At 62.8% G+C, this 22,145-nt stretch carries 24 protein-coding genes; 16 read left to right on the top strand and 8 right to left on the bottom strand.

Features of this window, described 5'->3' with window-relative positions; all coding sequences use genetic code 11:
* Window positions 1–2: 2 nt before the first annotated feature.
* From ABI796_RS18395 to ABI796_RS18380, 4 genes are all read left to right on the top strand, one after another.
* The gene (locus ABI796_RS18395) at window positions 3–1,259 is read left to right on the top strand and encodes an aminopeptidase P family protein (RefSeq protein WP_141286058.1); all 1,257 of its coding nucleotides are present in this window, start codon (window positions 3–5) and stop codon (window positions 1,257–1,259) included.
* 106 nt (window positions 1,260–1,365) lie between these two features.
* Window positions 1,366–2,181: an IclR family transcriptional regulator gene (locus ABI796_RS18390; protein ID WP_141286056.1), complete on the top strand. Its 816-nt coding sequence runs from the start codon at window positions 1,366–1,368 to the stop codon at window positions 2,179–2,181.
* A 182-nt stretch (window positions 2,182–2,363) separates the two neighbouring features.
* Window positions 2,364–3,728, top strand: a complete 1,365-nt coding sequence (locus ABI796_RS18385) for a sensor histidine kinase (protein ID WP_246095887.1) — start codon at window positions 2,364–2,366, stop codon at window positions 3,726–3,728.
* Window positions 3,729–3,759: 31 nt separating this feature from the next.
* Window positions 3,760–4,368 carry a response regulator gene (locus ABI796_RS18380; protein WP_373093009.1) on the top strand — a complete coding sequence of 203 codons (609 nt, stop codon included), beginning with the start codon at window positions 3,760–3,762 and terminating at the stop codon, window positions 4,366–4,368.
* A gap of 145 nt (window positions 4,369–4,513) precedes the next feature.
* On the opposite strand, the gene ABI796_RS18375 is transcribed toward ABI796_RS18380, so the two are convergent.
* Window positions 4,514–4,993 carry a DUF4383 domain-containing protein gene (locus ABI796_RS18375; RefSeq protein ID WP_141286054.1) on the bottom strand — a complete coding sequence of 160 codons (480 nt, stop codon included), beginning with the start codon at window positions 4,991–4,993 and terminating at the stop codon, window positions 4,514–4,516.
* Window positions 4,994–5,149: 156 nt separating this feature from the next.
* Between ABI796_RS18375 and ABI796_RS18370 the strand changes: the two genes are divergently transcribed.
* The 3 genes from ABI796_RS18370 (at window position 5,150) to ABI796_RS18360 (ending at window position 7,076) form a co-directional block, all read left to right on the top strand.
* A complete protein-coding gene (locus ABI796_RS18370) occupies window positions 5,150–6,121 on the top strand; it encodes a hypothetical protein (RefSeq protein ID WP_141286052.1) in 972 nt (323 codons plus the stop codon).
* A gap of 104 nt (window positions 6,122–6,225) precedes the next feature.
* Complete coding sequence (locus ABI796_RS18365; RefSeq protein WP_141286050.1) at window positions 6,226–6,612, top strand: helix-turn-helix transcriptional regulator; 387 nt, start codon at window positions 6,226–6,228, stop codon at window positions 6,610–6,612.
* On the top strand, window positions 6,609–7,076 hold the full coding sequence (locus tag ABI796_RS18360; RefSeq protein ID WP_141286048.1) for an SRPBCC family protein: 468 nt from the start codon (window positions 6,609–6,611) through the stop codon (window positions 7,074–7,076). The genes ABI796_RS18365 and ABI796_RS18360 overlap by 4 nt, the downstream gene beginning before the upstream one ends.
* Here the strand turns inward: ABI796_RS18360 and ABI796_RS18355 are convergent.
* Complete coding sequence (locus ABI796_RS18355; protein ID WP_141286046.1) at window positions 7,069–7,722, bottom strand: LysE family translocator; 654 nt, start codon at window positions 7,720–7,722, stop codon at window positions 7,069–7,071. The genes ABI796_RS18360 and ABI796_RS18355 overlap by 8 nt on opposite strands.
* Window positions 7,723–7,825: 103 nt before the next feature.
* Here ABI796_RS18355 and ABI796_RS18350 point away from each other — a divergent pair, with 103 nt between their 5' ends.
* Window positions 7,826–8,281 (top strand): Lrp/AsnC family transcriptional regulator, encoded by a 456-nt coding sequence (locus tag ABI796_RS18350; RefSeq protein ID WP_141286044.1) that lies wholly within the window; start codon window positions 7,826–7,828, stop codon window positions 8,279–8,281.
* A 4-nt stretch (window positions 8,282–8,285) separates the two neighbouring features.
* Here ABI796_RS18350 and ABI796_RS18345 read toward each other — a convergent pair whose 3' ends face one another.
* Window positions 8,286–8,744, bottom strand: a complete 459-nt coding sequence (locus ABI796_RS18345) for an Lrp/AsnC family transcriptional regulator (RefSeq protein ID WP_174754614.1) — start codon at window positions 8,742–8,744, stop codon at window positions 8,286–8,288.
* A 364-nt stretch (window positions 8,745–9,108) separates the two neighbouring features.
* Here ABI796_RS18345 and gluQRS point away from each other — a divergent pair, with 364 nt between their 5' ends.
* Complete coding sequence (gluQRS, locus tag ABI796_RS18340; RefSeq protein ID WP_141286040.1) at window positions 9,109–9,996, top strand: tRNA glutamyl-Q(34) synthetase GluQRS; 888 nt, start codon at window positions 9,109–9,111, stop codon at window positions 9,994–9,996.
* A gap of 25 nt (window positions 9,997–10,021) precedes the next feature.
* Window positions 10,022–11,140 (top strand): serine hydrolase domain-containing protein, encoded by a 1,119-nt coding sequence (locus ABI796_RS18335; protein WP_141286038.1) that lies wholly within the window; start codon window positions 10,022–10,024, stop codon window positions 11,138–11,140.
* On the opposite strand, the gene ABI796_RS18330 is transcribed toward ABI796_RS18335, so the two are convergent.
* Window positions 11,137–11,754, bottom strand: a complete 618-nt coding sequence (locus tag ABI796_RS18330) for a TetR/AcrR family transcriptional regulator (protein ID WP_141286036.1) — start codon at window positions 11,752–11,754, stop codon at window positions 11,137–11,139. The genes ABI796_RS18335 and ABI796_RS18330 overlap by 4 nt on opposite strands.
* Before the next feature lie 102 nt (window positions 11,755–11,856).
* Here ABI796_RS18330 and ABI796_RS18325 point away from each other — a divergent pair, with 102 nt between their 5' ends.
* Both ABI796_RS18325 and ABI796_RS18320 read left to right on the top strand, forming a co-directional pair.
* A complete protein-coding gene (locus tag ABI796_RS18325; RefSeq protein ID WP_141286034.1) occupies window positions 11,857–12,648 on the top strand; it encodes an SDR family oxidoreductase in 792 nt (263 codons plus the stop codon).
* A 96-nt stretch (window positions 12,649–12,744) separates the two neighbouring features.
* Window positions 12,745–13,281 (top strand): HD domain-containing protein, encoded by a 537-nt coding sequence (locus tag ABI796_RS18320; RefSeq protein WP_141286032.1) that lies wholly within the window; start codon window positions 12,745–12,747, stop codon window positions 13,279–13,281.
* A gap of 238 nt (window positions 13,282–13,519) precedes the next feature.
* Here the strand turns inward: ABI796_RS18320 and ABI796_RS18315 are convergent, their stop codons facing one another.
* The 4 genes from ABI796_RS18315 to ABI796_RS18300 all read right to left on the bottom strand — a co-directional run bounded on the left by ABI796_RS18315 (window position 13,520) and on the right by ABI796_RS18300 (window position 18,037).
* Window positions 13,520–14,764 carry a low temperature requirement protein A gene (locus ABI796_RS18315; protein WP_141286030.1) on the bottom strand — a complete coding sequence of 415 codons (1,245 nt, stop codon included), beginning with the start codon at window positions 14,762–14,764 and terminating at the stop codon, window positions 13,520–13,522.
* Window positions 14,765–14,879: 115 nt separating this feature from the next.
* Window positions 14,880–16,196: an ATP-binding protein gene (locus ABI796_RS18310; RefSeq protein WP_141286028.1), complete on the bottom strand. Its 1,317-nt coding sequence runs from the start codon at window positions 16,194–16,196 to the stop codon at window positions 14,880–14,882.
* A gap of 115 nt (window positions 16,197–16,311) precedes the next feature.
* Window positions 16,312–17,073 carry an SDR family NAD(P)-dependent oxidoreductase gene (locus tag ABI796_RS18305; RefSeq protein ID WP_141286026.1) on the bottom strand — a complete coding sequence of 254 codons (762 nt, stop codon included), beginning with the start codon at window positions 17,071–17,073 and terminating at the stop codon, window positions 16,312–16,314.
* Window positions 17,074–17,080: 7 nt separating this feature from the next.
* Window positions 17,081–18,037: a fumarylacetoacetate hydrolase family protein gene (locus tag ABI796_RS18300; RefSeq protein WP_141286024.1), complete on the bottom strand. Its 957-nt coding sequence runs from the start codon at window positions 18,035–18,037 to the stop codon at window positions 17,081–17,083.
* A gap of 142 nt (window positions 18,038–18,179) precedes the next feature.
* Between ABI796_RS18300 and ABI796_RS18295 the strand changes: the two genes are divergently transcribed.
* The 4 genes from ABI796_RS18295 to ABI796_RS18280 are packed head-to-tail and all read left to right on the top strand — an operon-like array spanning window position 18,180 to window position 22,018.
* Window positions 18,180–19,484, top strand: coding sequence for an L-fuconate dehydratase (locus tag ABI796_RS18295; protein WP_141286021.1), 1,305 nt, complete (start codon window positions 18,180–18,182; stop codon window positions 19,482–19,484).
* The gene (locus ABI796_RS18290) at window positions 19,481–20,770 is read left to right on the top strand and encodes an alpha-L-fucosidase (RefSeq protein ID WP_141286019.1); all 1,290 of its coding nucleotides are present in this window, start codon (window positions 19,481–19,483) and stop codon (window positions 20,768–20,770) included. Before ABI796_RS18295 ends, ABI796_RS18290 begins: the two co-directional genes overlap by 4 nt.
* On the top strand, window positions 20,763–21,077 hold the full coding sequence (locus ABI796_RS18285) for an L-rhamnose mutarotase (protein WP_141286017.1): 315 nt from the start codon (window positions 20,763–20,765) through the stop codon (window positions 21,075–21,077). The genes ABI796_RS18290 and ABI796_RS18285 overlap by 8 nt, the downstream gene beginning before the upstream one ends.
* Window positions 21,062–22,018 carry an aldo/keto reductase gene (locus tag ABI796_RS18280; protein WP_141286015.1) on the top strand — a complete coding sequence of 319 codons (957 nt, stop codon included), beginning with the start codon at window positions 21,062–21,064 and terminating at the stop codon, window positions 22,016–22,018. Before ABI796_RS18285 ends, ABI796_RS18280 begins: the two co-directional genes overlap by 16 nt.
* Window positions 22,019–22,145 lie beyond the last annotated feature (127 nt).

Raw genomic sequence — 22,145 nt, 5'->3', positions numbered from 1 at the left:
CCATGACCATCACCCAGAACGAGTCCGTCAACCATGTGGCCAAGCTCGAGCGCACCAAGGTCCTCAACAATGGCGACAAAGTTTCGCTGACCTTCTCCGACGCCGAGTTCGAGCGCCGCCTCGCCGGCCTCCGCCGGATCATGGCCGAGAAGGACCTCGACGCCGTGATCCTCACCAGCTACCACTCCATCAAGTACTACTCCGATTTCCTCTTCACCTACTTCGGCCGCTCCTACGGCATGGTGGTCACCAAGGATGACACGGTGACCATTACGGCAAACATCGACGCCGGTATGCCTTGGCGCCGCAGCTACGGCGACAATCTGGTGTACACGGACTGGCGCCGGGACAACTACATCCACGCCATCCAGGAAGTCCTGCGGACCCGCGGCATCAACCCGCGCCGCATCGGCGTCGAAGATGACTCGCTGCCCCTGGACAACCGCAACAAGATCCAGGCAGCCTTCTCCGGTGCAACGCTGGTTGACGTCGCGCAGGCGGCGATGCGTCAGCGCATGATCAAGTCGGACGAGGAGATCGCGGTTATCAAGCACGGCGCCCGCATCGGCGACTTGGGCGGTGAGGCCATCCGCAACGCCATCACGGCAGGCATCACCGAGTACGAGGTTGCGTTGATCGGCACCGAAGCCATGGTTCACGAGATCGCCCGCACGTTCCCGGACTCGGAAATCCGCGACACGTGGGTGTGGTTCCAGTCGGGCATCAATACCGACGGCGCCCACAACTGGGGCACCACCCGGAAGATCCAGGAACACGACATCCTGTCCCTGAACTGTTTCCCCATGACCAGCGGCTACTACACGGCGCTGGAGCGGACCCTGTTCTACGGCGAACCGGATGCCCGCTCCTTGGAACTGTGGAACATCAACGTGGAGGTCCACAAGCGCGGCCTTGAGCTCATCAAACCCGGAGCCGTCTGCAAGGACATAGCCGCGGAGCTCAACGAGATCTACGTCAGCCACGGCTTGCTGGCCAACCGCACGTTCGGATACGGCCACTCCTTCGGTGTGCTGAGCCACTACTACGGACGCGAAGCCGGCCTGGAACTGCGCGAGGACATCGACACCGTGCTGGAGCCGGGCATGGTGGTTTCCATGGAACCGATGATCACCGTGCTGGACGGGCAGCCGGGAGCCGGCGGTTACCGCGAGCACGACATCCTGGTGGTGGGTGAGGACGGTGCGGAGAACATCACCAAGTTCCCGTTCGGTCCCGAGTACAACATCATCGGAGCCTAGTGGTCCGGCCGGTGGGCACAGCGTGGTGTCCACCGGCCGTTGGTCCCTTCCCCAACTGGTCCCTTCCCCAACGAAATCCCGTGTCCCGGCGAAATATAGTGAACCCATGACTCCCACTGAATCCAGCGAAACTCCAGATACCGGCAACGGCAACGGCGACAGCAAAAACACCTCGGTCATCGTCAACGCCATTGCCGTGTTGAGGAGCTTCACAGCCGATGAACCTCTTTTGGGAGTCACTGAAATCGCGGGGCGGATCGGCCTGCACAAGAGCACGGTCAGCCGCATCCTGGCGACGCTGGAACAGGAAAACCTTGTAGAGCGCGACGTCGATTCGCGCAGGTTCCGCTTGGGCTTGGGGATGATCGCCATGGCGGGCCCCCTCCTGGCGGAACTCGAAGAGCGCCGCGTGGCCTACCCGGTGCTGCGCGAACTTACTGAGCGGACAGGGGAGACCAGCGCGCTCATGGTGTGGAACGGCAGCGAGTCCATGTGTGTGGAACAGATCCCCAGCCGTCACCAGGTCAAGCACCTCGCTCCCCTGGGTGCCAGGTACAACGAAGCCTTGAGCTCCTCGGTGCAGGTGTTCCTTGGCTCGGAGAACGAGGACCGTGTGCGTCAGTTGTTGCGCAGCGGTTCCATCACCCTTCCCGGTCTGGACGAGGACGCTATTGAGGCTTATCTTGCCCGGGTGGGGGAGTCCATGAAGCGCGGCTGGGCAGTGAACTTCGGGGAGACGTCCATTGAGGAAGTGGGGGTGGCCTCGCCCGTTTACGATCATCGCGGCGACATCGTTGCGTCCGTCCTCATTCCGGCGCCGAAATTCCGTGTTTCGCAGGACACCCTGAACAGCCTCGGTGAAGCCTGCGCCGCAGCCGCAGCCAAGGTCACCACACGGCTGGGTGGCCGCGCGCCGCGCTGAGCCGCATACCGCCGTCGAGCTTTCGATTGAGGACTAACCGCGGCGTCACCGTTGTCACTAAGTGGCATCTGGGCGTCATCGGGGGACCCTCAAGGATGAATCTGCTGGCTTCGAGGTGGAGATCACCCATGCCGCAGGCTTATCGCCCGATTCCGATGTCAGCCGTGGATAGTCTGGCTGGCATGGAACGAACACTGAGAGTTGCCCGCCAATGGGGTGCCACTGGGGCGGCCGCGATCTTCTGTGTGCTGTGGTGCGTGGGGGAAGCGGGCCGGATGGGGCCTTGGCCCGGGTTCTACTGGCCGGGGTTCATACCTCTGCTCGTGATGACGGCAGTGATCGCAACTGCGACGTGGAAACCGTACCTTTCCTTGGCGCTGACGGCAGCCTTGCTGATCGGGCAGCTTGTGCACGTCGTCCCCGCTATGTTGGCTAACCATTGGGCCATCTACCTGGGGTCCTTCATTTCGCTGGGCTTCATTATGTGGACCGGCAACAAGAAGCAGAGACTCATTGCAGCAAGTTCCAATCTGCTGTTCATGGCCGTCATGACGTACATGATGATTTCCGCACGTTATGGGAACGGGATTGGCTGGTTCAGACCGTTGTACTTGGGGGACAGCGTTGTGTTGCGCGAGTATTGGTGGCAGCTGTTCCCTCTCCTGCTGCTCGTTGCTGCCGCTTGCGGCACCCTGGGCATCCTCGTGGCCCTTTACGAAGACCGCCGGGCGTTGTCCAAGGCACAGGTACTCACCCAAGCCAGCCTGAAGGAAACAGAAATCGAACTGATCGTGGAACAGGAACGGACCAGGATCGCCCGGGACCTGCATGATGTCCTTGCCCATTCCCTGGCCGTCATCGCGGCGCAAGCGGACGGTACGAGGTATATGAGCAGCGGTCAGCCGAAACCCGTTCTTAATGCCCTGGAGAATATTGCAGTATCTGCCAGGCATGCGTTGGTTGATGCGCAACGTGTCATCGAAGGCGTCCGGGAGGACGGCATGGTGACGCCTCAACCCCGGATCAGCGATATTGAACCGCTCATGGAACGAATGCGGCAGGGCAGCCTGGAGATTGAGCACAGCGAAAGCGGTGCTCCCGTTGACGTGGGAGCGGGTCAGCAACTCGCAGTATTCAGGATTGTCCAGGAGTGCCTCACCAACGCACTGAAACATGGGGGCCGGGGCACTGCCGTCCGGGTGCACTTGGATTGGAGCGGCCCTGGGCTGACACTTCATGTTTCCTCGGAGCTTCCGGCGTCCGTTCCATTGGGGGAAACGGACGCCGGGCTGGCCCGGGAGCGCGGTGGGCGAGGCATACCTGGCATGCGTGAGCGTGCACATCTGGCTGGTGGTTGGCTAACGGTGGGACCTGATGGCGAGCAGTTCCGGGTGACCGCATTTCTTCCCTACGGAATAACCACCGGGAGCGTGGAGGTCAGCCGCCAGCCTTCCGGGAATTTGGTGGACTTGGGAGAACGGACCCCGGCAGCAGGGGCGGTGGACCTTGGCTGGTTCTTCAGCGCCCATTTCCGTGGCGCTGGTTGATGACCAGCCCTTGTTCCGGGCGGGTATCAGGATGCTCGTGGAAAGTCAGCCGGACTTGTTGATGGCGTGGGAAGCGGACGACGGCGGCCAGGCGGTTGCGCTCGCGGCAGCACAGCCGCCTGAGGTCATCTTGATGGATCTCCGGATGCCCGTCATGGATGGAGTAACTGCCACCAGGCAAATCCGGGATGCGGCCGTGCGGGACGGTGTTGAAAAACCGAAGATCATCGCCTTGACCACCTTCAACCGCGACCAAGCTGTGGTGGAGGCAGTCCAGGCGGGAGCAAGCGGATACTTGCTCAAAAGTGCAGAGCCCGAGTTTCTGTTGGCGGCAATCAGGACAGTCCACTCCGGGTACTCGGTCATCGCACCCGGATCAGTGCATGACCTGTTTCAGCACGCGGCACGGACAATCCCTGTTGCGGGTCCGGATCTTTCGGCACTGGAGCCGTTGTCTGTTCGGGAACGGGATGTCTTCTTGTTGGCGGCCAAGGGGCTGAGCAACAGTGCTATGGCCGAAAGCCTGTTCGTGTCCGAAGCAACCGTCAAGACGCATCTGCGCAGTGTCCTCACGAAGTTGGGCGTCGGGACGCGTCTTCAGCTCGTGTCGTTCGCTTACGAGCACCGGCTGCTCGGTTAGCTCACGGCCAACCCGGCACCGACCCGGCCAACCCGGCACCGGGCGCCCAAGGCGCCCAGGCCCGGCGCTGCATGGGCACAAGAAACGGCGGCCGTCCCCTCAGAGGAGGCGGTCGCCGTCGTTGTTCACGAGACGGGCGTGAAGGCTACAGATTCCTTCGAGCCGTCCGTGGCTCGTCCATGGCATCCCTGCCGAGCCATGCACCGAGGCCGATCATGGCAACGCCGAGGATCAGGTGCAGCCAGTTGTCAGCGGTGTTGAATGGCACAAAGTTGGCGCCTGTTTCCTGGTTGATGACCAGGCCATAGATCCAAAGAACGATGTATACGGCGCCGCCGCCCAGGAGGAACAGGCGGGCCATACGGGCGTTCCTTGCCATGGCCAAGCCGGCCACGCCAAACAGCAGGTGAACGATGTTGTGGAGCACGGACACTTGGAATACTCCAAGCAGCATGGCGCCGGATTCATGTCCCGCAAAGGTCATGGCGCCGTAATTGGTGGTGATTCCCGGGATGAAGCCCAGGACACCCACCAGCAGAAAAACAATGCCAACGCCCATGGCGGTGTTGCGAAGCGTCAACCCCATCATGTGGTGGTGTTCGGCGGGGTGCGAAGCGGTGGTCATCAAGTCCTCCCTTTCACGCTGTTACCCGGCTCTTCTCATGGAGAGCCGACCTGCGGCAAGGGGTGTCGCAAAACCTTGCCGACGCCGCCATAATACTCCTGAAATGCCTCTGATAGCAGGGGATGGGCCCAGTTCAGCGGCGGTTAGCATGGTTTTATGAGCCAAGCTCCCCACGGACGCATGCCCACCATCTTCCATGACACCCGGGACCTCACTCCTTTTCGCGAGGGCTATGTCCGCACGCCGGTGCGGGGGCTCACCGACGGCGTGAATGACGTCCTGTCCGGCGTCCTCACTGGCCGGGACCACGCGCGATTGACTGTTACCGGCAACATTCCGCGGTTGAAGATGCTGTCCTCCAAGACTGCGAAGGCCATGCACGAGGCCGTTTTTACGTCCACGGAGCCGGACCGGCTCCTTGCCTTCGGCCGTATGAACCCGGGCTGGGCCGGCTTGTGTCACGTGATGGCTGGCTTACTCGCGTACAAGCATGGCGGGTTTTTGAGGGCGTCGGAGCTGTTGCAGCGCGGTTTAACAACAAGGATCGACGACGACGCCAGCCAGTTCTCGGCTATGTACCTTGGGCAGGTGGTCACCAAGGTTGAAGTGGCCGAACGCATTGAGGTTCCGGTGTTGTTCAGCGAGGAATCCGTGTTTTTGGCGTTGTCCCACTGCTTGCGGGAAATGGGTATGACCGAGGCGGCGCTGGAAGCGGTGGTGACGTTGCCGCCGTCGTTGCCTTCTGCGTTGGCGCGCTGCACGGCAGCGTATTCGTTGGGGCGCCACCGCGATGTGGTGCTGTGGACCGAGGGGTTGCTGAACACGGACGACCTCTCTGCGGCGCTGTTGTTGATCCGTGCAAGGTCGCAGCGGGCCCGGGGCGACTTTGAGTCCGCCCAGGTTGCGTTGAGGGAAGTCCTTCGGCGTAGGAAGACCAATCTGGCGCTGAAGAACGATGCCCTCACTGACCGGGCTTTGCTGGCACTTGACCAGGGCAGGCGCACATTGACTCCGCGTTCCAAGCGTCCGGCCCCGCCTGCCGAGCTGGAGACCTTGGAGGTCATCCGGAAGGATGCCGAAATGCGGCGCCTGTGGGAGAACGATTTCAGGCAACTGGGCGGGGAGTAAAAAACTCTTGTGACCTTGGGCGTGGAGGCGTATTCTCTTAATCAACCAAACAGTTGATCAATGATCTGGTTGATAATGGGTTGGTTTGAGAGGTTGATGCAGCAATGGAAGATGAAGCTCGGAGCCCTGACCCTCTGGACAGGGCCTTCATGGCCTTGGCGGACCCGGTGAGGCGGGCCATGGTGGCCCGGCTGTCCCGGGGAGACGCCACGGTCAACGAGCTCGCGGAGCCATTCGCCATTACCAAGCAAGCCGTCTCAAAGCACATCCAGGTTCTGGAACACGCAGGCCTGGTAACCCGCTCCCGCGACGCCCAGCGCAGGCCGGTCCATTTGGATGCGGCAGCCTTGGAGCGACTGACCGCCTGGATCGACCAATACCGGCTGATGGCCGAGTCCCGCTTCCGGCAGCTGGATCAGTTGCTGGCAGGCGGCACCCCGGATGGCGGCACCCCACATGAGGAACAAACAAGGAAAGAGGAACTGCAATGAGCAATCCAACAACCATTACCGCTGCAGATGGCGTTCCGTTCGTGGATACAGTCCGCGAATTTGATGCCCCGGTCAGCGCAGTGTTCAAAGCCCATGTTGATCCGGATCTGCTGGCCAAATGGCTGGGTCCGCGCAGCACGGTAACCAAAATTACCGAGTACAACGCCACCACTGGAGGCAGTTGGCGCTACGAAAACGGCGATGACAGCGGGATGTACGGCTTCCGCGGCGTGTTCCACACGGTCGAAACCGATGCATTGATCATCCAGACCATCGAATTCGAGGGTGCGCCCAACCAGGTGGTCATCAGCACCACCACCTTCGAGGAAATCGATGGCCGGACGCGAATGTCAGCCCACGAGGTCTACCCGTCCGTTGAAGCACGCGACATGGCCGTGGCAACGGGTATGGATTATGGCGTGATCGAGGGATACGAGCGGCTGGATGAACTGCTGGCTAGCTGACCGCCTGGATTCCCGGAATCAGCGGTACAAGTTGCTCCGATAACAGCACTGTCCCCAGCCCGATCATGATGATCCCGCTGACCAGCGTCACCACACCGGCGGCGCCGGGCCGGGAAGCGAGAAGCTTCCTGGAGGTCAACGCCACCGCCGTGTACACCACCGCGGCAAGGGCCACGAAGGTAAGGCCCAGCAGGCCTGACTGGATGGGAACAGGCAGTGCTGCCTCGGGGCTGACGAACTGCGGCACCAGCGCCACGAAAAAGAGCAGGCCTTTGGGGTTGATGCCGCTGGTGCCTACGCCCTGGAGGAACGTGCGGAGCTGGTTGCCGGACTGTACGACGCCGTCTCCCGCACTGAAGCTCGCACCTCGCCACGAGCGGATGGTAGCCACGCCCAGCCACAGCAGATAGGCGGCTCCGGCAATGGTCAGCCACCCAAGAAGTCCGGGAACTCCTGCCAGGAGTGTCGCCAGCCCGGCCACCATCAGCAATGTGTGAATGACGTAGCCGCTGCACAGGCCAGCCACCGCCGGGACGAAGCTGCGCTGCTTCAGCCCGGCCGAAATGGAATAAGCCCAGTCGACGCCGGGCGTGCACGCCAAACTCACGGCGACGATCATGAAGGCCAGGAACAGCTGGGGGTTCACGTTTTCTCTCCAGGGCTAGTTGGTAGGAAAACTCTAGGGAAAAACGGCCCATAAATGCTCCTATTTTTAGCCGGGAAAGCATGGCAATGGGTAAGATTATTGCGTGATTGACGGTATAGACAGAAGTATTTTGCGTCACCTCAAGGAAGATGGCCGAATGACCGCTACGGCCCTGGCTTCAAAGGTGGGTTTGACTGTTGCTCCATGCCACCGCCGGCTCCGCGATTTGGAGACCTCAGGGGTCATCCGTGGTTACCGCGCGGACATCGATCCTGCCGCACTGGGTTTGGGATTCGAGGCGATTGTTTTCGTCACCCTCAAGCAGGTGGAGCGCACCATCATGGCGGAGTTCGAAGAGCGGGTCACGTCAAGCCCCAACATCGTTGAAGCCCAGCGGCTTTTCGGCTCCCCGGATTACCTGCTCAAGGTCATCGCGGCGGACCTTCCCGCATACCAGCGCTTCTATGACGAGGAACTCGCGGCGCTTCCCGCCGTCGAACGCCTTACATCAACGCTGGTGATGAAAAACCTGAAGACCAACATCGGACCGCCGGTCTAGGGCCCTACTCCTTGAGCAAGCCAGTGGTCCGGTACGGAATCACTTCCCGGAGGAACATGCTGGTTGATGTGCGCACAATCCCCGGGCACAGGCGAATCTCTTCGGACACCCGGTAAAGATCGTCCGGGCTCTTGGCCACCACCCTGATGATGAGGTCGGTATCGCCGGCAGGGGCGTGGCATTCCAGGACTTCGGGGATTTCCCGCAGGGCCGCAATTGCCTCGTTCAGGTGGCTTTGGTCCAGTTCGGCGCTGACGGCTGCAGCCACTCCACGCCCCAAGGCCGAGGGCAGGACGCGGCTGCTGTTGGGGCGCAGGGCTCCGGACGCCGTCATTCGTTCCAGGCGCGACTGAACTGTTCCGCGAGCGAGGTGCAGCTTCTGGGCCAGCACCATGATGGGCACGCGGGGATCCTCGTCCAAAGCAGCGAGGATCCGGCGGTCCGTGGCGTCGAGTTCCTGCAAAGTGACCACTCCCTGACTAAGTTTTCGCACCAGACTGGTCAGATCGACCAATGATTGTGATGTCCGTTGCACCAACTGTATGTCTCCTGCTCAAATGGTGACAACGAAGCAGGACGAGGCTACCGCCGAAACCCGCAGGCACCAGGACTCCGGAACATCACCCGGAGCACTGTCCAGGTTTCCCGCAAGGAAACAGCCGCTGATTGACTCTTGTTCACAGCATTGTCATTCTGCACCCGCCCCTTCACCCGGGCGCCACAGCAAGAGCCCCTGAGCTACCGGATCGTTGCGGTAGCTGAGGGGCTCTTGTGGTTTCTCAGCTCCCGTCGCCGGTCTCTTCAGCCCAGCCGCATAGGCTTGGATCATGACTTCAGCTGGCCGCTTCGCCCCGAGCCCTTCCGGCGAACTGCATGTTGGCAACCTCCGCACCGCGGTTCTTGCCTGGTTGTTCGCGAAGTCCAGCGGCCGGAAATTCCTGCTGCGCGTCGAGGATTTGGACCGTATACGGTCCGGCGCTGAGGCGGAGCAGCTCCGCGATCTTCAGGCTGTCGGCGTGAGTTGGGACGACGCCGTCGTGCGCCAAACCGAGCGCGGCGCGCTGTACGACGCGGCGATTGAACGCCTCACCGCCGAGGGCCGGACGTACGAATGCTTTTGCACGCGCCGGGAGATTCAGGAAGCGCCGTCCGCGCCGCATGCGCCGCAGGGCGCCTATCCGGGGACGTGCCGGAAGCTTTCGAAGGCTGAGCGCGAGATCCGGCATGCGACGCGCCCGGCATCCATCCGCCTGCTCTCCGAGGTTTCGGAGTGGAGTGTTGAGGACCAGTTGCACGGCCAATATGTGGGTGTTGTGGACGACTTTGTCCTGCGGAGAAATGACGGCGTCACGGCCTACAACCTCGCGGTGGTTGTTGACGATGCAGCCCAGGGAATCGACCAGGTGGTGCGAGGCGATGACCTCCTCCGGTCCACGCCAAGGCAAGCGTATTTGGCGCAGCTCCTCGGGTTGTCGGTACCGAAATATGCCCACGTGCCGCTGGTGGTGAACCACGACGGCGTCAGGCTGGCAAAGCGCGACGGTGCCGTCACGCTGGGCGACCTCGCCGCCGTCGGAATCCCTCCCGGGAAGGTGCGTGACCTGATCCTCGAGTCCATTCGGCTCCCTGCCGGAACACTGGAAGAGGCCTTGGTGCACTTCCGCCCACAGGAGCTCCCCGGAGAGCCTTGGGTGTGGAAAACTCCCCGGGCCTGAACCCGCCGCCGCGTAGGCTGTCTGGATGCAGTCACAGCTGATCGCCCCAGGTTTTGAACCCGTCGCCGAGCTCTTCGGCCGTTTCCTCGAACAGGATCCGGAATACTCGGCGCAAGTTGCTGCTTACCATCGCGGCGTCAAAGTGCTGGACCTCAGCGGCGGTCCACATGCGCGGGCAGATTCCGTCACGGGAGTCTTTTCGTGTTCAAAAGGCATGGCCGGGCTGGTCGTGGCGCTGTTGGTTCAGGACGGCCAGTTGGATCTTGAGGCGGAAGTTGTCAAGTATTGGCCCGAGTTCGGCGCTGAGGGCAAGTCTTCCGTGACGGTTGCCCAGCTTCTTTCGCATCAGGCCGGGCTCCTTGGCGTGGAAGGCGGCCTGACCCTCCATGAGGTCAACAACTCCGAGCTCGCAGCAGCCAAGCTCGCCCAACTGCCGCCGCTGTGGAAGCCCGGCGCCGCGTTCGGATATCACGCGCTGGCCATTGGCATCTTCATGGAAGAGCTGTGCCGTCGCATTACGGGCTCCACTCTGCAGGACGTTTTCGAGCAACGCATCCGCGCAGTAACAGCTGCGCAGTTCTACCTGGGCCTGCCCGATTCGGAAGAGGGCCGTTTTGCACCGTTCCGCTGGGCGGCCGATCCCTCGTGGCCTTGGGTGGATCCGGCCAGCCACTTCGGCCTGGCCGCAAACGCAGCTGTGGGCGACATCCTGGATCTGCCCAACATCCGCGATGTCCGGGCGGCCGGCATGAGCTCTGTGGCCGGAGTTGCCAGCGCCGAAGGCATGGCAAGGATCTATGCGGCCGCGTTGACCGGGTTGGAAGGCGAAGCTGCCATGCCGCCGCTGCTGACGGAGGAGACCATCAGGACTGTGACCGCTGAGCAGGTCTTCGGGATTGACCGCGTCTTTGGCGAGACCGGCTGCTTCGGCACCGTCTTCATGAAGTCCCACTCACGGATGCCGTTTGGCAGTTACCGCGCGTTCGGGCACGACGGCGCCAGCGCGTCTCTGGGGTTCGCGGACCCTGTGTACGAACTCGGCTTTGGGTACGTGCCGCAGGCCGCCGAGCCCGGCGGAGTGGGGTGCCGCAACTTCCAGCTGAGTTCGGCCGTCAGGGAAGTGATTTCTGGCTTCGCGGCTTAGTGGAGCTGGGGCTGTGCTGCCGGGACTCCAGCGGCCATTCCTGCCCACAAGGTATCTGTCGTAGCGGTGACTACGTCCTCTACGGAATTTCCGTCCAGGTGCCCGCCGGCTGCCAGAAGGGCGGTGCCGTGGAGGCTGACGAAGCACACCATCGCCAGCGTTTCGGGGTTGCCGGGCGCCAGGGCGTCTGCCTCCTGGGCCTCGGCGATCATGGCCTGGGCAACGTGTATGCCCTGCACCCCGGTGTTTCGCAGTTCTTCGCTGGAATCAGGGTGGTGTTTGGTGGAGTACATCACCGTCAGCAAGGCCGGGTGCTCAACGGCGAAGTGGACGTATGCCCGGGCGACGCCGACGAACCGCCCACGCAGGTCTGCGCCGGACTGGGCCGCATCCCGGATACGCCGGTTCATTGACTCAAAGCCGGCCAGTGCCACGGCGTCAATCAGGGCCTGCTTGTCGCGGAAATGCTTGGCCGGTGCGCCGTGGCTGACGTTCACATCCCGGGCCAACTGCCTGAGGGAGAGGCCCTCCACGCCGGCTTCCTCGATTGTTTCCATGGCTCGTTCCAGAAGTGCTTCCCGGAGTTTGCCATGGTGGTAGGGCTGATCAGTCATTGAACAAGTCTAGGCCAATGTAGTCATTGACAACAAAGTAGACACTGCCTACCATGTAGACAGCGACTACATCAGGTACGCCTCAACCGATTGGATTCAGCCATGACCATGACATACGCAGGGACCACTGCACTCATCACCGGCGCCAGCTCCGGCCTTGGCGCCGAGTTCGCTGGTCAATTCGCCGCCAGGGGTTCCAACCTTGTCCTGGTGGCCAGGCGTGCAGACCGTATGGAGGACCTGGCCCGGGATCTGCGCTCACGCCACGGTGTCACAGTGACGGTGTTGCCCATGGACCTCGGTCGTCCAGGGGTTGGCCGTGAGCTCTTTGACGAGTTGTCCGGCCGCGGAATCACCGTGGATACACTGATCAACAACGCCGGGTTCGCCACTCACGGTCCGTTGGCTGAGGAGAACCCGGACACCATAGCCGCAGAGATTTCCCTGAATGTGGCAGCCCTCGTGGACATCACCAGGGCCTTCCTTCCGGGTCTTCTCGCCTCCGGGAAGGGCGCACTGCTCAACGTTGCCAGCACGGCCGCTTTCCAACCCATTCCCGGCATGGCTGTTTACGGTGCCACCAAGGCCTTCGTCCTGAGCTTCACCGAAGCCGTGGCCCACGAAACCAAAAACTCCGGACTCAACGTTCTGGCCCTGTGCCCCGGTGCAACGCGCACCGAGTTCTTCGAAGTCCTCGGCGGCGAGACGGCAGCGGTTGGCAAGATGCAAACCTCTGAGCAAGTAGTGGCAACCGCCCTTAAGGCACTCGATCGCAAGGACACTCCCGGCAGCGTCGTTTCCGGTTGGCTCAACCGCGTCACCGCCGGAGTTGCCCAGCGTCTGCCGAGGGCCGTGACCGTAGCCATCGCCGCGCGCGCAGTTCAGGACTGGTAAACGCGGCCCGGGGCCGGTGTTTGGGTGCCGGTTGCACCGGATAGCCTGAAGGGGAGGATCGATCCCCGTCGGTCCCTCTTCAAGCCGGAGGCCAGCATGACCGAACCACGCTTTACCGTAGAGACTGCCCAGGTTTTGGCCGAGGTGGCTCACAACCGGCAAAAGGACAAGCTCAAACGGCCGTACCGGGAGCATGTCCTGGCCGTGGGCGATGCCCTGGCTGATTTTGATGAAGACATCCAGATCGCCGGTTACCTTCACGACATCGCCGAAGACACCCCCATCACCCGGCAAGCCCTGCTGGAAATGGGAGTGTCGGAGCGGGCGGTGGACATCATCGAGCGCGTCACCCGCCGCTTCCATGACGACCCGGATGATTACGACGCCGGCATCCGTTTTGTTGCGGAGGACCACGACGCCACGTTGGTGAAGATCGCGGACAACGCCCACAATTCCTTGCCGGAGAGAGTCAAGGCGCTCGCGGAAAAGTGGCCGGATAAGCCCCCTGTAACCCGACACGCCGATGCCCGTCCGGTGCTGTACACGGCCGTTCCGCGCGAGGAGGTCCGGATGATCCTGGAGCGGATCAACCCTTTCCTGCTCCGAGAGCTTGACGAAATCGTCCCCGAGTAGCCCCGAACCCACCCGTTGTGAGGCCCGTTCTGCGTGGTTGATGGGGGTTTTGGGGCGCATAGTGGGCCCCGCAACGCGAGTGGGCTGAGTTGTGAGGCCCGTTCTGCGTGTTTGGCGGGGGTTTTGGGGCGCGTAGTGGGCCCCGCAACGCGAGTGGGCTGAGTTGTGAGGCCTGCTCTGCGTGGTTGATGGGGGTTTTGGGGCGCATAGTGGGCCCCGCAACGCGAGGGGGAATGCCTCAGCCCGCGGCGGTTTCCAGGCGACGGAGTGCCGCAGCCCGGCCCTTGTGCCCGCGTCGTTCGTCGTAAGCGATGGATAGGCCCAGAACCAGCATCATGGCCAGCATGCAAGCGGGCACGGAAGCGCCGGCTGCTGCCAGGGCAATGCTTGACGCCAAGCCCAGGACCACCAGCGCGGTGCTCCAGAAATGCTCCCGATCCATGCCGAGCATGATCCCGTACAGGCTGCTGAGCGAAACCTTGAACACAATGATGGGGATGGCAATTGAAGCCACGGCGGCGGCCGCGGGAATGTGGGCTTCATGGTCAATGTAGTAGGCAGCAACGTGCAATCCCGCGCCGGTAGCGGCAATCGCGGCGAAGATGGGCATGTGCCCGTAGCCGAACACCCATGAACGGTGCCGTTGAACGTGGAGAGCCGGGCCTGAGGGCAGGATGAAGTAGATCCACCACATGGCAAAGGCCAACCCGGTGCCGCTCAATCCAACCAGCGCTGCATCCATGGACCACTGATGGGTGGCCACAATGGCACGCAGGGTTTCAATGGCGCCAATCAAACATTCACCCAGGGCAATGATGGCCAGGAGCCCGTACCGTTCCGCGATGTGATGGGCATGCCAAGGGGTACGGATGTTCCGTTCGGCGAAGTAGGGTGCCGCCATTTCCATGACGAACAGTGGAGCGGCCATGAGGAAGGTGTTCAGGACGCTCGCGTCCACCAGCAGCACAACAACCCAGCCCACTTGGACGATCGCCACGTACTTGGCATAACGCAAACAGGTTTCGCGGCGTTCGGGATCTTGACGGGCGGCGCGGAGCCATTGGAAGATCAGGGCCACCCGCATGACGATGTAGCCCAGCACCATGGTGAAGTTGTCCACGTGCTTGCCTTCAATGATGGAGTGGAACACCGGCTCGACGCCCATGGCCAGGATGAGGACGCCCACCATCTGCAGCATGGTGACTACGCGGAACACCCAGTCGTCGGTGTCGTAGGCGCTGGCAAACCAGGTGAAGTTGATCCACGCCCAGATCACCGCAAACATGGCGAAGGAGAACGCGAGGAGTCCAGGCCAGAAATGCGCCTCTGCCACGGCGTGGGCGAACTGGTTGCCGGCCACACCGAAGGCGATGACGAAGGTCAGGTCGAAGAAGAGCTCCAGCGGAGTTGCTGTGCGGTGCTTTTCGTGGGGATCGCGGCCGCCCATGCGCGACAGGGCATGGCGAAGGGGATTCGAGGACATGGCACAAAGATTACCGGTGACCATGTCTCCTCGCCGAGACCGCCGGAATGCGTCGAGATCGCTGGATACTTCCGGCGATCTGGCACTGTTCCGGCGAACTCGCGGAGAGAGAAAGCTACACGCGCCCCAGCACGTCAATGTCTTCCAGGAAATCCTGATGCACCTCGGGGCTGACAGTGGTCCGTGTATCCCCGATTGCGTCGAGGTAGTCCTGGGTGACCGGCCCCTTCCGCCCGTTGGACGCAACGCCCGCTGAACCGCCCAAAGCAGCGTCGTCGTCGTCGTACACGGCCTTTTCCAAGGCCCGCTGGGAGGCGCTGCGCGCAGCGAACTCAATGTCCGCGGGGGAGAACCCCTCGGTCCTTTCCACCAGCTGGGCGATGTCCACCGAGTCCACCACGGAGGCGGGGATGAACCGTTGCCACATGGCTTCGCGGGCGTGGACATCGGGCAGGCCAATGGGAATGACGTAGTCGAACCGGCCGTGGCGCAGGAAAGCAGTGTCCAGGGCACGGATGAAGTTGGTGGCGCACACCAGCAAGCGGCCGGGTTGTTCGCGGAACGCCGGAATGATCTTGAGGAGTTCGTTGGTTACGCCCTGCAGCGGCGACGGCGGGTCCCCGGCACGCTGCGATGCGATCTCCTCCACTTCGTCGATGAACACCACGGCGTGTTCCAGCTCGGCGATTTCCAGGAAGGTCTCGCGCAGTGCTCCCGCCAGGCCCTTGGGGTCAGCGGCCAGGCGGGAGGGGAAGACCTCCACGAATGGCCATTCCAGGCGGGAGGCGATGGCTTTGGCGAACGTGGTTTTGCCGGTGCCGGGAGGGCCGAACAGCACTACGGCGCGCGGGGGAACCACGCCGTATTCGTCGGCGAGATCGGCCTCGGCCAAGGGCAGGACCAGGCGACGCTCCAGCAGTTCCTTCTCCCGACGCATGCCGGCCACGTTCTCCCACAGATCGCGGGCAAGGATGCGGCCACCCAGCAGCCCCAAGGCGCCAAGCTCCTGCCGCTGAACGGGGATGGTCCGCTCGAAGTAACGCAGGTTCTTCTTCACCACGAAGCCGCGGCCGAGGAACGCTTCCACGCGCGTTTCGGTTTCCGGCATCAGCGCGGACAACTTGTTGAGGCCGTGCGGGGCCATGCGGTTCTCGACGGCGGACAGCAGCGAAGTGCCGATCCCACGGCCGCGGAACTCAGTGAGCGTGGCCAGGAAAACGATCCAGCCTTGATCGTGTGCGGCACGTCCGACGGCGGCACCCACCACCTGCTCGCCCTGCACAGCCACCACGGCATGGTCCTTCTCGCAGGACGCCAGGACCTCGGACAACGCGTACACGGGCTCAACACCGTCGGCCTTGAGTGACTCCCAAAGGTGCAGGATGCCGTCCAGATCGGACGAGTGGAAGTCCCTGATGCGCCAGTTGCTCATGGCTGTGTCTCCTGAGTGCTAAGTGAATCGCCGTTGATCTCTTGGAGTTGAGCATAGGCGAAGCACCGCTGCAGGAGGTTGCGGGCCCGTTGCGTTACGCCCGCTGAAGACGCGGCTACTGAACGGGACGAAGCCGCAGCCCCTGCATGCCGCCGTCCACCGCCAATGAGGTTCCCGTGGTGGAACCGGACAGCGGGCTGGCCAGGTAGGCAACCGCACCGGCCACCTCTGCGGGGTCAACCATGCGGCCGTGCGGTTGCCGGGCGTTGAGGGCTGCGCGCTCGCCGGCGGGGTCAGCCGCTGAATCGAGCAAACGGCCAACCCAGGGGGTGTCCACCGTGCCGGGGTTTACGCAGTTCACACGGATGCCTTCACGGACGTGGTCCGCCGCCATGGCAAGGGTCAGCGAGAACACCGCACCTTTGGACGCCGAGTACAGGGCACGCTGCGGAAGCCCGGCGGTGGCCGCGATGGAACAGGTGTTCACAATCGCGGCCGCCTGGGACTGGCGCAGATACGGCAGGGCCGCCCTGCTGACGCGCGCGATGCCCACCACATTGACGTTGAGGACACGCAGCCATTCGTCGTCGTTATTGGCGGATATATCGCCTTGCGCACCGATCCCGGCGTTGTTGATCACGATGTCCAGGCCACCGAACTGCTGAATTACGTGCTCGACGGCGGCACGCACCGATGCGTCATCGGCCACGTTGCACTGGACTCCGAAGTGCGGGCTGGCGTCCGGCGAAAGGTCCAGGACCGCAACCTGGGCGCCGGCCGCGGCGAGGCGGTCCGCGATGGCGGCCCCGATTCCGGAGGCGCCTCCGGTAACGAGTGCTGTCAGGCCCTGGAACTCGTTGCCCACAGAGGTTGCCATGACGGACTCAGGCGTTGATGCTGACGGGAGCCGATGCCCCGGACTGGTTGCGGGAGCCGGACCGGTTGCCGGAGCCGGACCGGTTGCCGGAGCTGGCCTGGGCCCGGAAGTACTCCTGCCGCTGGCGGCCGAGCCCTTCAATTTCCAGTTCCACCACGTCGCCGGGCTGGATGAAGGGGAAACGGCCGGACAACGCCACGCCCTCAGGGGTTCCGGTGACGATCACATCGCCCGGTTCCAGCACCATGTATTGGCTGAGGTGGTGGACGATTGTGGCGGGATCAAAGATCATGTCCGCAGTGGTGGAATCCTGGCGGGCTTCACCGTTGACCAGGGTCTGGAGGCGGAGGTCTCCTGGATCGATGTCCCCCGCCGGAACCAGCCACGGGCCAAGGGGAGTGGAACCGGGGAGGGATTTGCCCTTGGTCCACTGACCTGCAGCGCCGGGAATCTGGTAGTCACGCTCGGAGAGGTCGTTGGCCACGGCGTAGCCCGCGATGCAGTCTTGGGCGTCGGAGACGGAGGAAAGGTATGACGCTTCCTTGCCGATCACAATGGCCAGTTCCACTTCCCAGTCGTACTTTTCCGACGACGGCGGGATGGGCGCAGCGTCAAAAGGGCCTGCGATGGTGTTGGTGGGCTTGAGGAAAACCACGGGGACCTCAGGAGGGGTCGCTCCGGATTCGGCTGCGTGTGCGGTGTAGTTCAGGCCGATGGCTACCACAGCGCCCGGGCGGGCAACGGGTGCGCCGATGCGAAGGCCTTCCGGGGAAATTTCGGGAAGTTCCCCTTTGCCAAGGGCTTCACGGGTGCGTTCGATGCCGTCCGAGGCGAGGAAACCGCCGTCGATGTCATGGGTCAGGGCCGCGAGGCTGAAGTACTTCTCAGCGCCGTGGGCGTCGTGGGCGATGACGGCCGGTTGTTCGTTTCCGGCCGTACCCAGCCTGGCGAATTTCAAGGTCATGGCTTCCTCCGTGCGTTCGGTACTAACATCCGAGCTCTAGTGTGGTGTTCTCACCCATAATACGTAAATGTGACCCATTGACAAGGTAGACATCCGATGTTTAGTGTCGGGTGGAGAAACCGGGACTCACCTCAGGAGCCGCATGAGCATCATCACCGCAATGGAAACCTTTGACATCCGTTTTCCCACGTCCCTGGAACTGGACGGTTCTGACGCCATGAATCCGGACCCGGACTATTCAGCGGCCTACCTGATCATCCGCACGGACGCCGAAGACGGACATGAGGGCCATGGCTTTGTGTTCACCATCGGGCGCGGCAACGAGGTGGAAACGGCGGCGATCGAGGCACTCCGCGGGCACATCCTTGGCGCTGACGCTGAGGCGCTGCTGGCAGACATGGGCGCCACCTGGAAGCTGCTGGCACATGATTCGCAGCTCAGGTGGCTTGGGCCGGAGAAAGGCGTCATGCACATGGCAATCGGTGCCGTGGTCAATGCGCTGTGGGACCTGAAAGCAAAACGTGCAGGCCTGCCCCTCTGGGAGTTGCTCAGCGCAATGACGCCCGAAGAGCTCGTATCACTGGTGGACTTCCGCTACCTCACGGATGCCCTCACCCCGCAGGAAGCGCTGGAGATCCTCCGCGCCGCCGAGCCCGGCAGGGAAGCGCGGAAGGCGGCACTCCGCGCCGAAGGTTACCCCGCGTACACCACGACGCCGGGATGGCTGGGATACAGCGACCAGAAGCTGACGCGTCTGGCCAAGGAAGCCGTGGCTGACGGATTTACCCAGATCAAGTTGAAGGTCGGCGCGTCCTTGGAGGACGACATCCGCCGCGTCAAGGCTGCCCGTGCCGCCGTGGGGCCGGACATCAGGATCGCCGTTGACGCCAATCAGCGCTGGGACGTTCAGGAAGCAATCGACTGGATGGCCCACCTTGCTCCCTATGACATTGCCTGGATCGAGGAACCAACCAGCCCGGATGACATCCTCGGCCACGCCGCCATAGCCCGCGGGGTAGCGCCAATCCCCGTAGCCACCGGTGAGCACGTCCAGAACCGGGTGGTGTTCAAACAGATGCTGCAGGCCGGCTCACTGCAGGTCCTCCAGATTGACGCGGCCCGCGTGGCAGGGGTGAACGAGAACATCGCGATCCTCCTGCTTGCCGCCAAGTTCGGTGTGCGGGTTTGCCCGCACGCCGGCGGGGTGGGACTGTGCGAAGCCGTGCAGCACCTGTCCATGCTGGACTTCATCGCCATCTCCGGAACCAAGGAGAACAGGACCATCGAATTCGTGGACCACCTCCACCAACACTTCATCACGCCCGTGGACGTCCACAGCGGCGCGTACTGGCCGCCGTCGAATCCTGGCGCCGGAAACGAAATGCTCCGTGAAACACTGGCCGCATACAGCTTCCCCAACGGCCCCGTCTGGAAGGAATCGCGTTGATTCAGCACGCACCCTGGTTTGAAGAAGCACGCCTTGGCATGTTCGTGCACTGGGGCATCTACGCCCTTCCGGCACGCCACGAGTGGGTGATGAACCAGGAAGAGATCACAGTGGAGGAGTACTCCAAGTATTTCCGGCGCTTTGACCCGGACCTCTATGATCCCCGCGAATGGGCCCGCGCCGCAAAGGCTGCCGGAATGAAATACGTGGTCCTCACTGCCAAACACCACGACGGCTTCTGCCTCTGGGACTCGGCACTGACGGACTACAAAGCAACCAACACGCCCGCAGGCAGGGATCTGATTGCGCCGTACGTGGAGGCACTCCGGGCCGAGGGACTGAAAGTTGGCTTCTATTTCTCGCTGATCGACTGGCACCACCCGGACTTCACCATTGACGGGGTACATCCGCAACGCAACAGCGCCGACGTCGAAAGCCTGAACGCCGGGCGCGATATGGCAAGCTACCGCGAGTACCTGCACGGCCAGGTGCGGGAGCTTCTGAGCAACTACGGAACAATCGACTACCTGTTCTTCGACTTCTCCTACGCCGACACCAAAATCGCCGAATTCTGGGGCGGCAAGGGAAGCGATGACTGGGACTCCGAAAAACTCCTGGCGATGGTGCGGGAACTCCAGCCCGGGATTGTGGTCAACGACCGCCTGGGCATCCCCGGCGACGTAGCCACGCCCGAGCAGTACCAACCCACCGAACCCATGATGCTCCACGGTGAGCCGGTCATCTGGGAGGCGTGCCAAACTCTGAACGGGAGCTGGGGGTACCACCGGGACAACCTCAACTACAAGTCCGTGGACCTGCTCATCCGCATGCTGGTGGATGGGGTCTCCAACGGCGGGAACCTGCTGCTCAACATCGGCCCCACAGGACGCGGCAGCATCGATCCCCGCGCCCTGGCCTCCCTCGAGGGCATCGGCGAATGGATGAAACTGCACTCCCGCGCCATCTACGGAGCCGGCCCCTCAACACTCACAGCGCCACAGGATGCCCGGTACACCCAGCGTGGAAACAGGCTCTACGTGCACTTGTTCGCCTGGCCGTTCGAATACATCCACCTCCCCGGCCTGGCAGGGAAGGTGGAGTACGCACAACTCCTCAACGACGCATCCGAGGTATTCCTCAAAGAAGTAGACCCCCACCAGGAAGCCTTCAACACCATCCCTGGAGGACAGCCAGCCGGAACACTGACCGTGAAACTACCCGTTCAACGGCCGGACGTAGCGGTTCCCGTGCTGGAGCTGTTCCTCAAGGAGGAAGCCGGTGCCTGAAAGCATCGCGCTCCACACCAAACTCAAACCGGGGACGGAGGAAGAGTACGCTGACGCCCACGCCAACATTCCCCCGGAACTGGTGGCAGCGCTCAAAGACGCCGGTGTGCGCAACTGGCGGATCTGGCGGAGCGGGCTCGATCTCTTCCATGTAGTGGACGTAGATGACTACCAGGCAATGCGGCATGCGCTCGCCGATCATCCGGCCAATGTGCCGTGGCAAGCGCGAATGGCTGAACTTTTGGAGGTCCAGGACGATTACTCAGGGGAGGATACGGGTATCCACAAAGTATGGGAGCTGGCATGACCTCACTTGACCTCGGCAATTACGGCAAACTCGGCTTCGGGGGAGCCGGCATCGGCAACCTTTACCGGGCCATCCCCGACGGCGAAGCACTCGCCACGGTCCTCGCTGCCTGGGACGCCGGCATCCGATACTTCGATACCGCACCGCACTACGGCCTGGGCCTGTCCGAGCAGAGGCTGGGCGCGGTACTCCGTGACGAACCGCGGGACCAGTTCGTCATCTCCACCAAAGTGGGCAGGCTGCTGGAACCCAGCCCCAACGGCGGCCAGGACCCGGAGGGCTTCGATGTTCCTGCCACCACGCGGCGGGTGTGGGACTTCTCCGAAAAGGGCATCCGGCGCAGCATCGAGGACTCACTGGAACGGCTCGGCCTGGACCATGTGGACATCGCGTATCTCCACGATCCCGATGTCCACGATCTTCAGGCCGGAATCTCCCAAGGCCTTCCAGCATTGGAAAAGCTGCGCTCCGAAGGTGTTGTCAAAGCTATCGGTGTGGGCATCAACTCCGCCGAGGCAGCGCTGGAATGCGTGGAAGCCGCGGAGCTGGACCTGGTGATGCTCGCCGGACGGTACACGCTGCTTGAGCAGCCCGACGTCCCGCTGCTGGAACGCTGTGTGGAGCGCAGCACCGGCGTCGTAAGTGTTGGCGCTTACAACTCCGGGCTCCTGGCCCGGGCCGACGTTCCGGACGATGCGCACTACAACTACGATCAGGCCCCGCCGGAGGTGCTGGAGCGTGCGCGGACGCTGGCGGCCGTCTGCCGTGAGTATGGCGTGGAACTTCCGACGGCGGCACTTCAGTTCCCGCTGCGGCATCCGGCTGTGGTGAATGTGACAGCCGGGGCCACTTCTCCTGAACAGGTGGCCACGAACGCGGCACGGATGGACGCGCCCGTGCCCGAGGAGCTATGGGAGGCTTTGGAGGGAGTCGGGCGGTGATTGATTCGCACCTGCATCTGTGGACCCTGGACACTTTCGTCGCCGGTGGTGTGCGGCACTATTCGTGGCTTGGTCCCCAGCATGGTGCGCTCTTCCGCAGTTTTGGGGAGGACGAGGCCCGCGAGAC

The sequence above is a fragment of the Paenarthrobacter aurescens genome (genome assembly GCF_041549525.1).
GTDB classification, from domain to species: Bacteria; Actinomycetota; Actinomycetes; order Actinomycetales; family Micrococcaceae; genus Arthrobacter; species Arthrobacter aurescens.
This window is presented reverse-complemented; position numbering and strand designations above follow the sequence as displayed.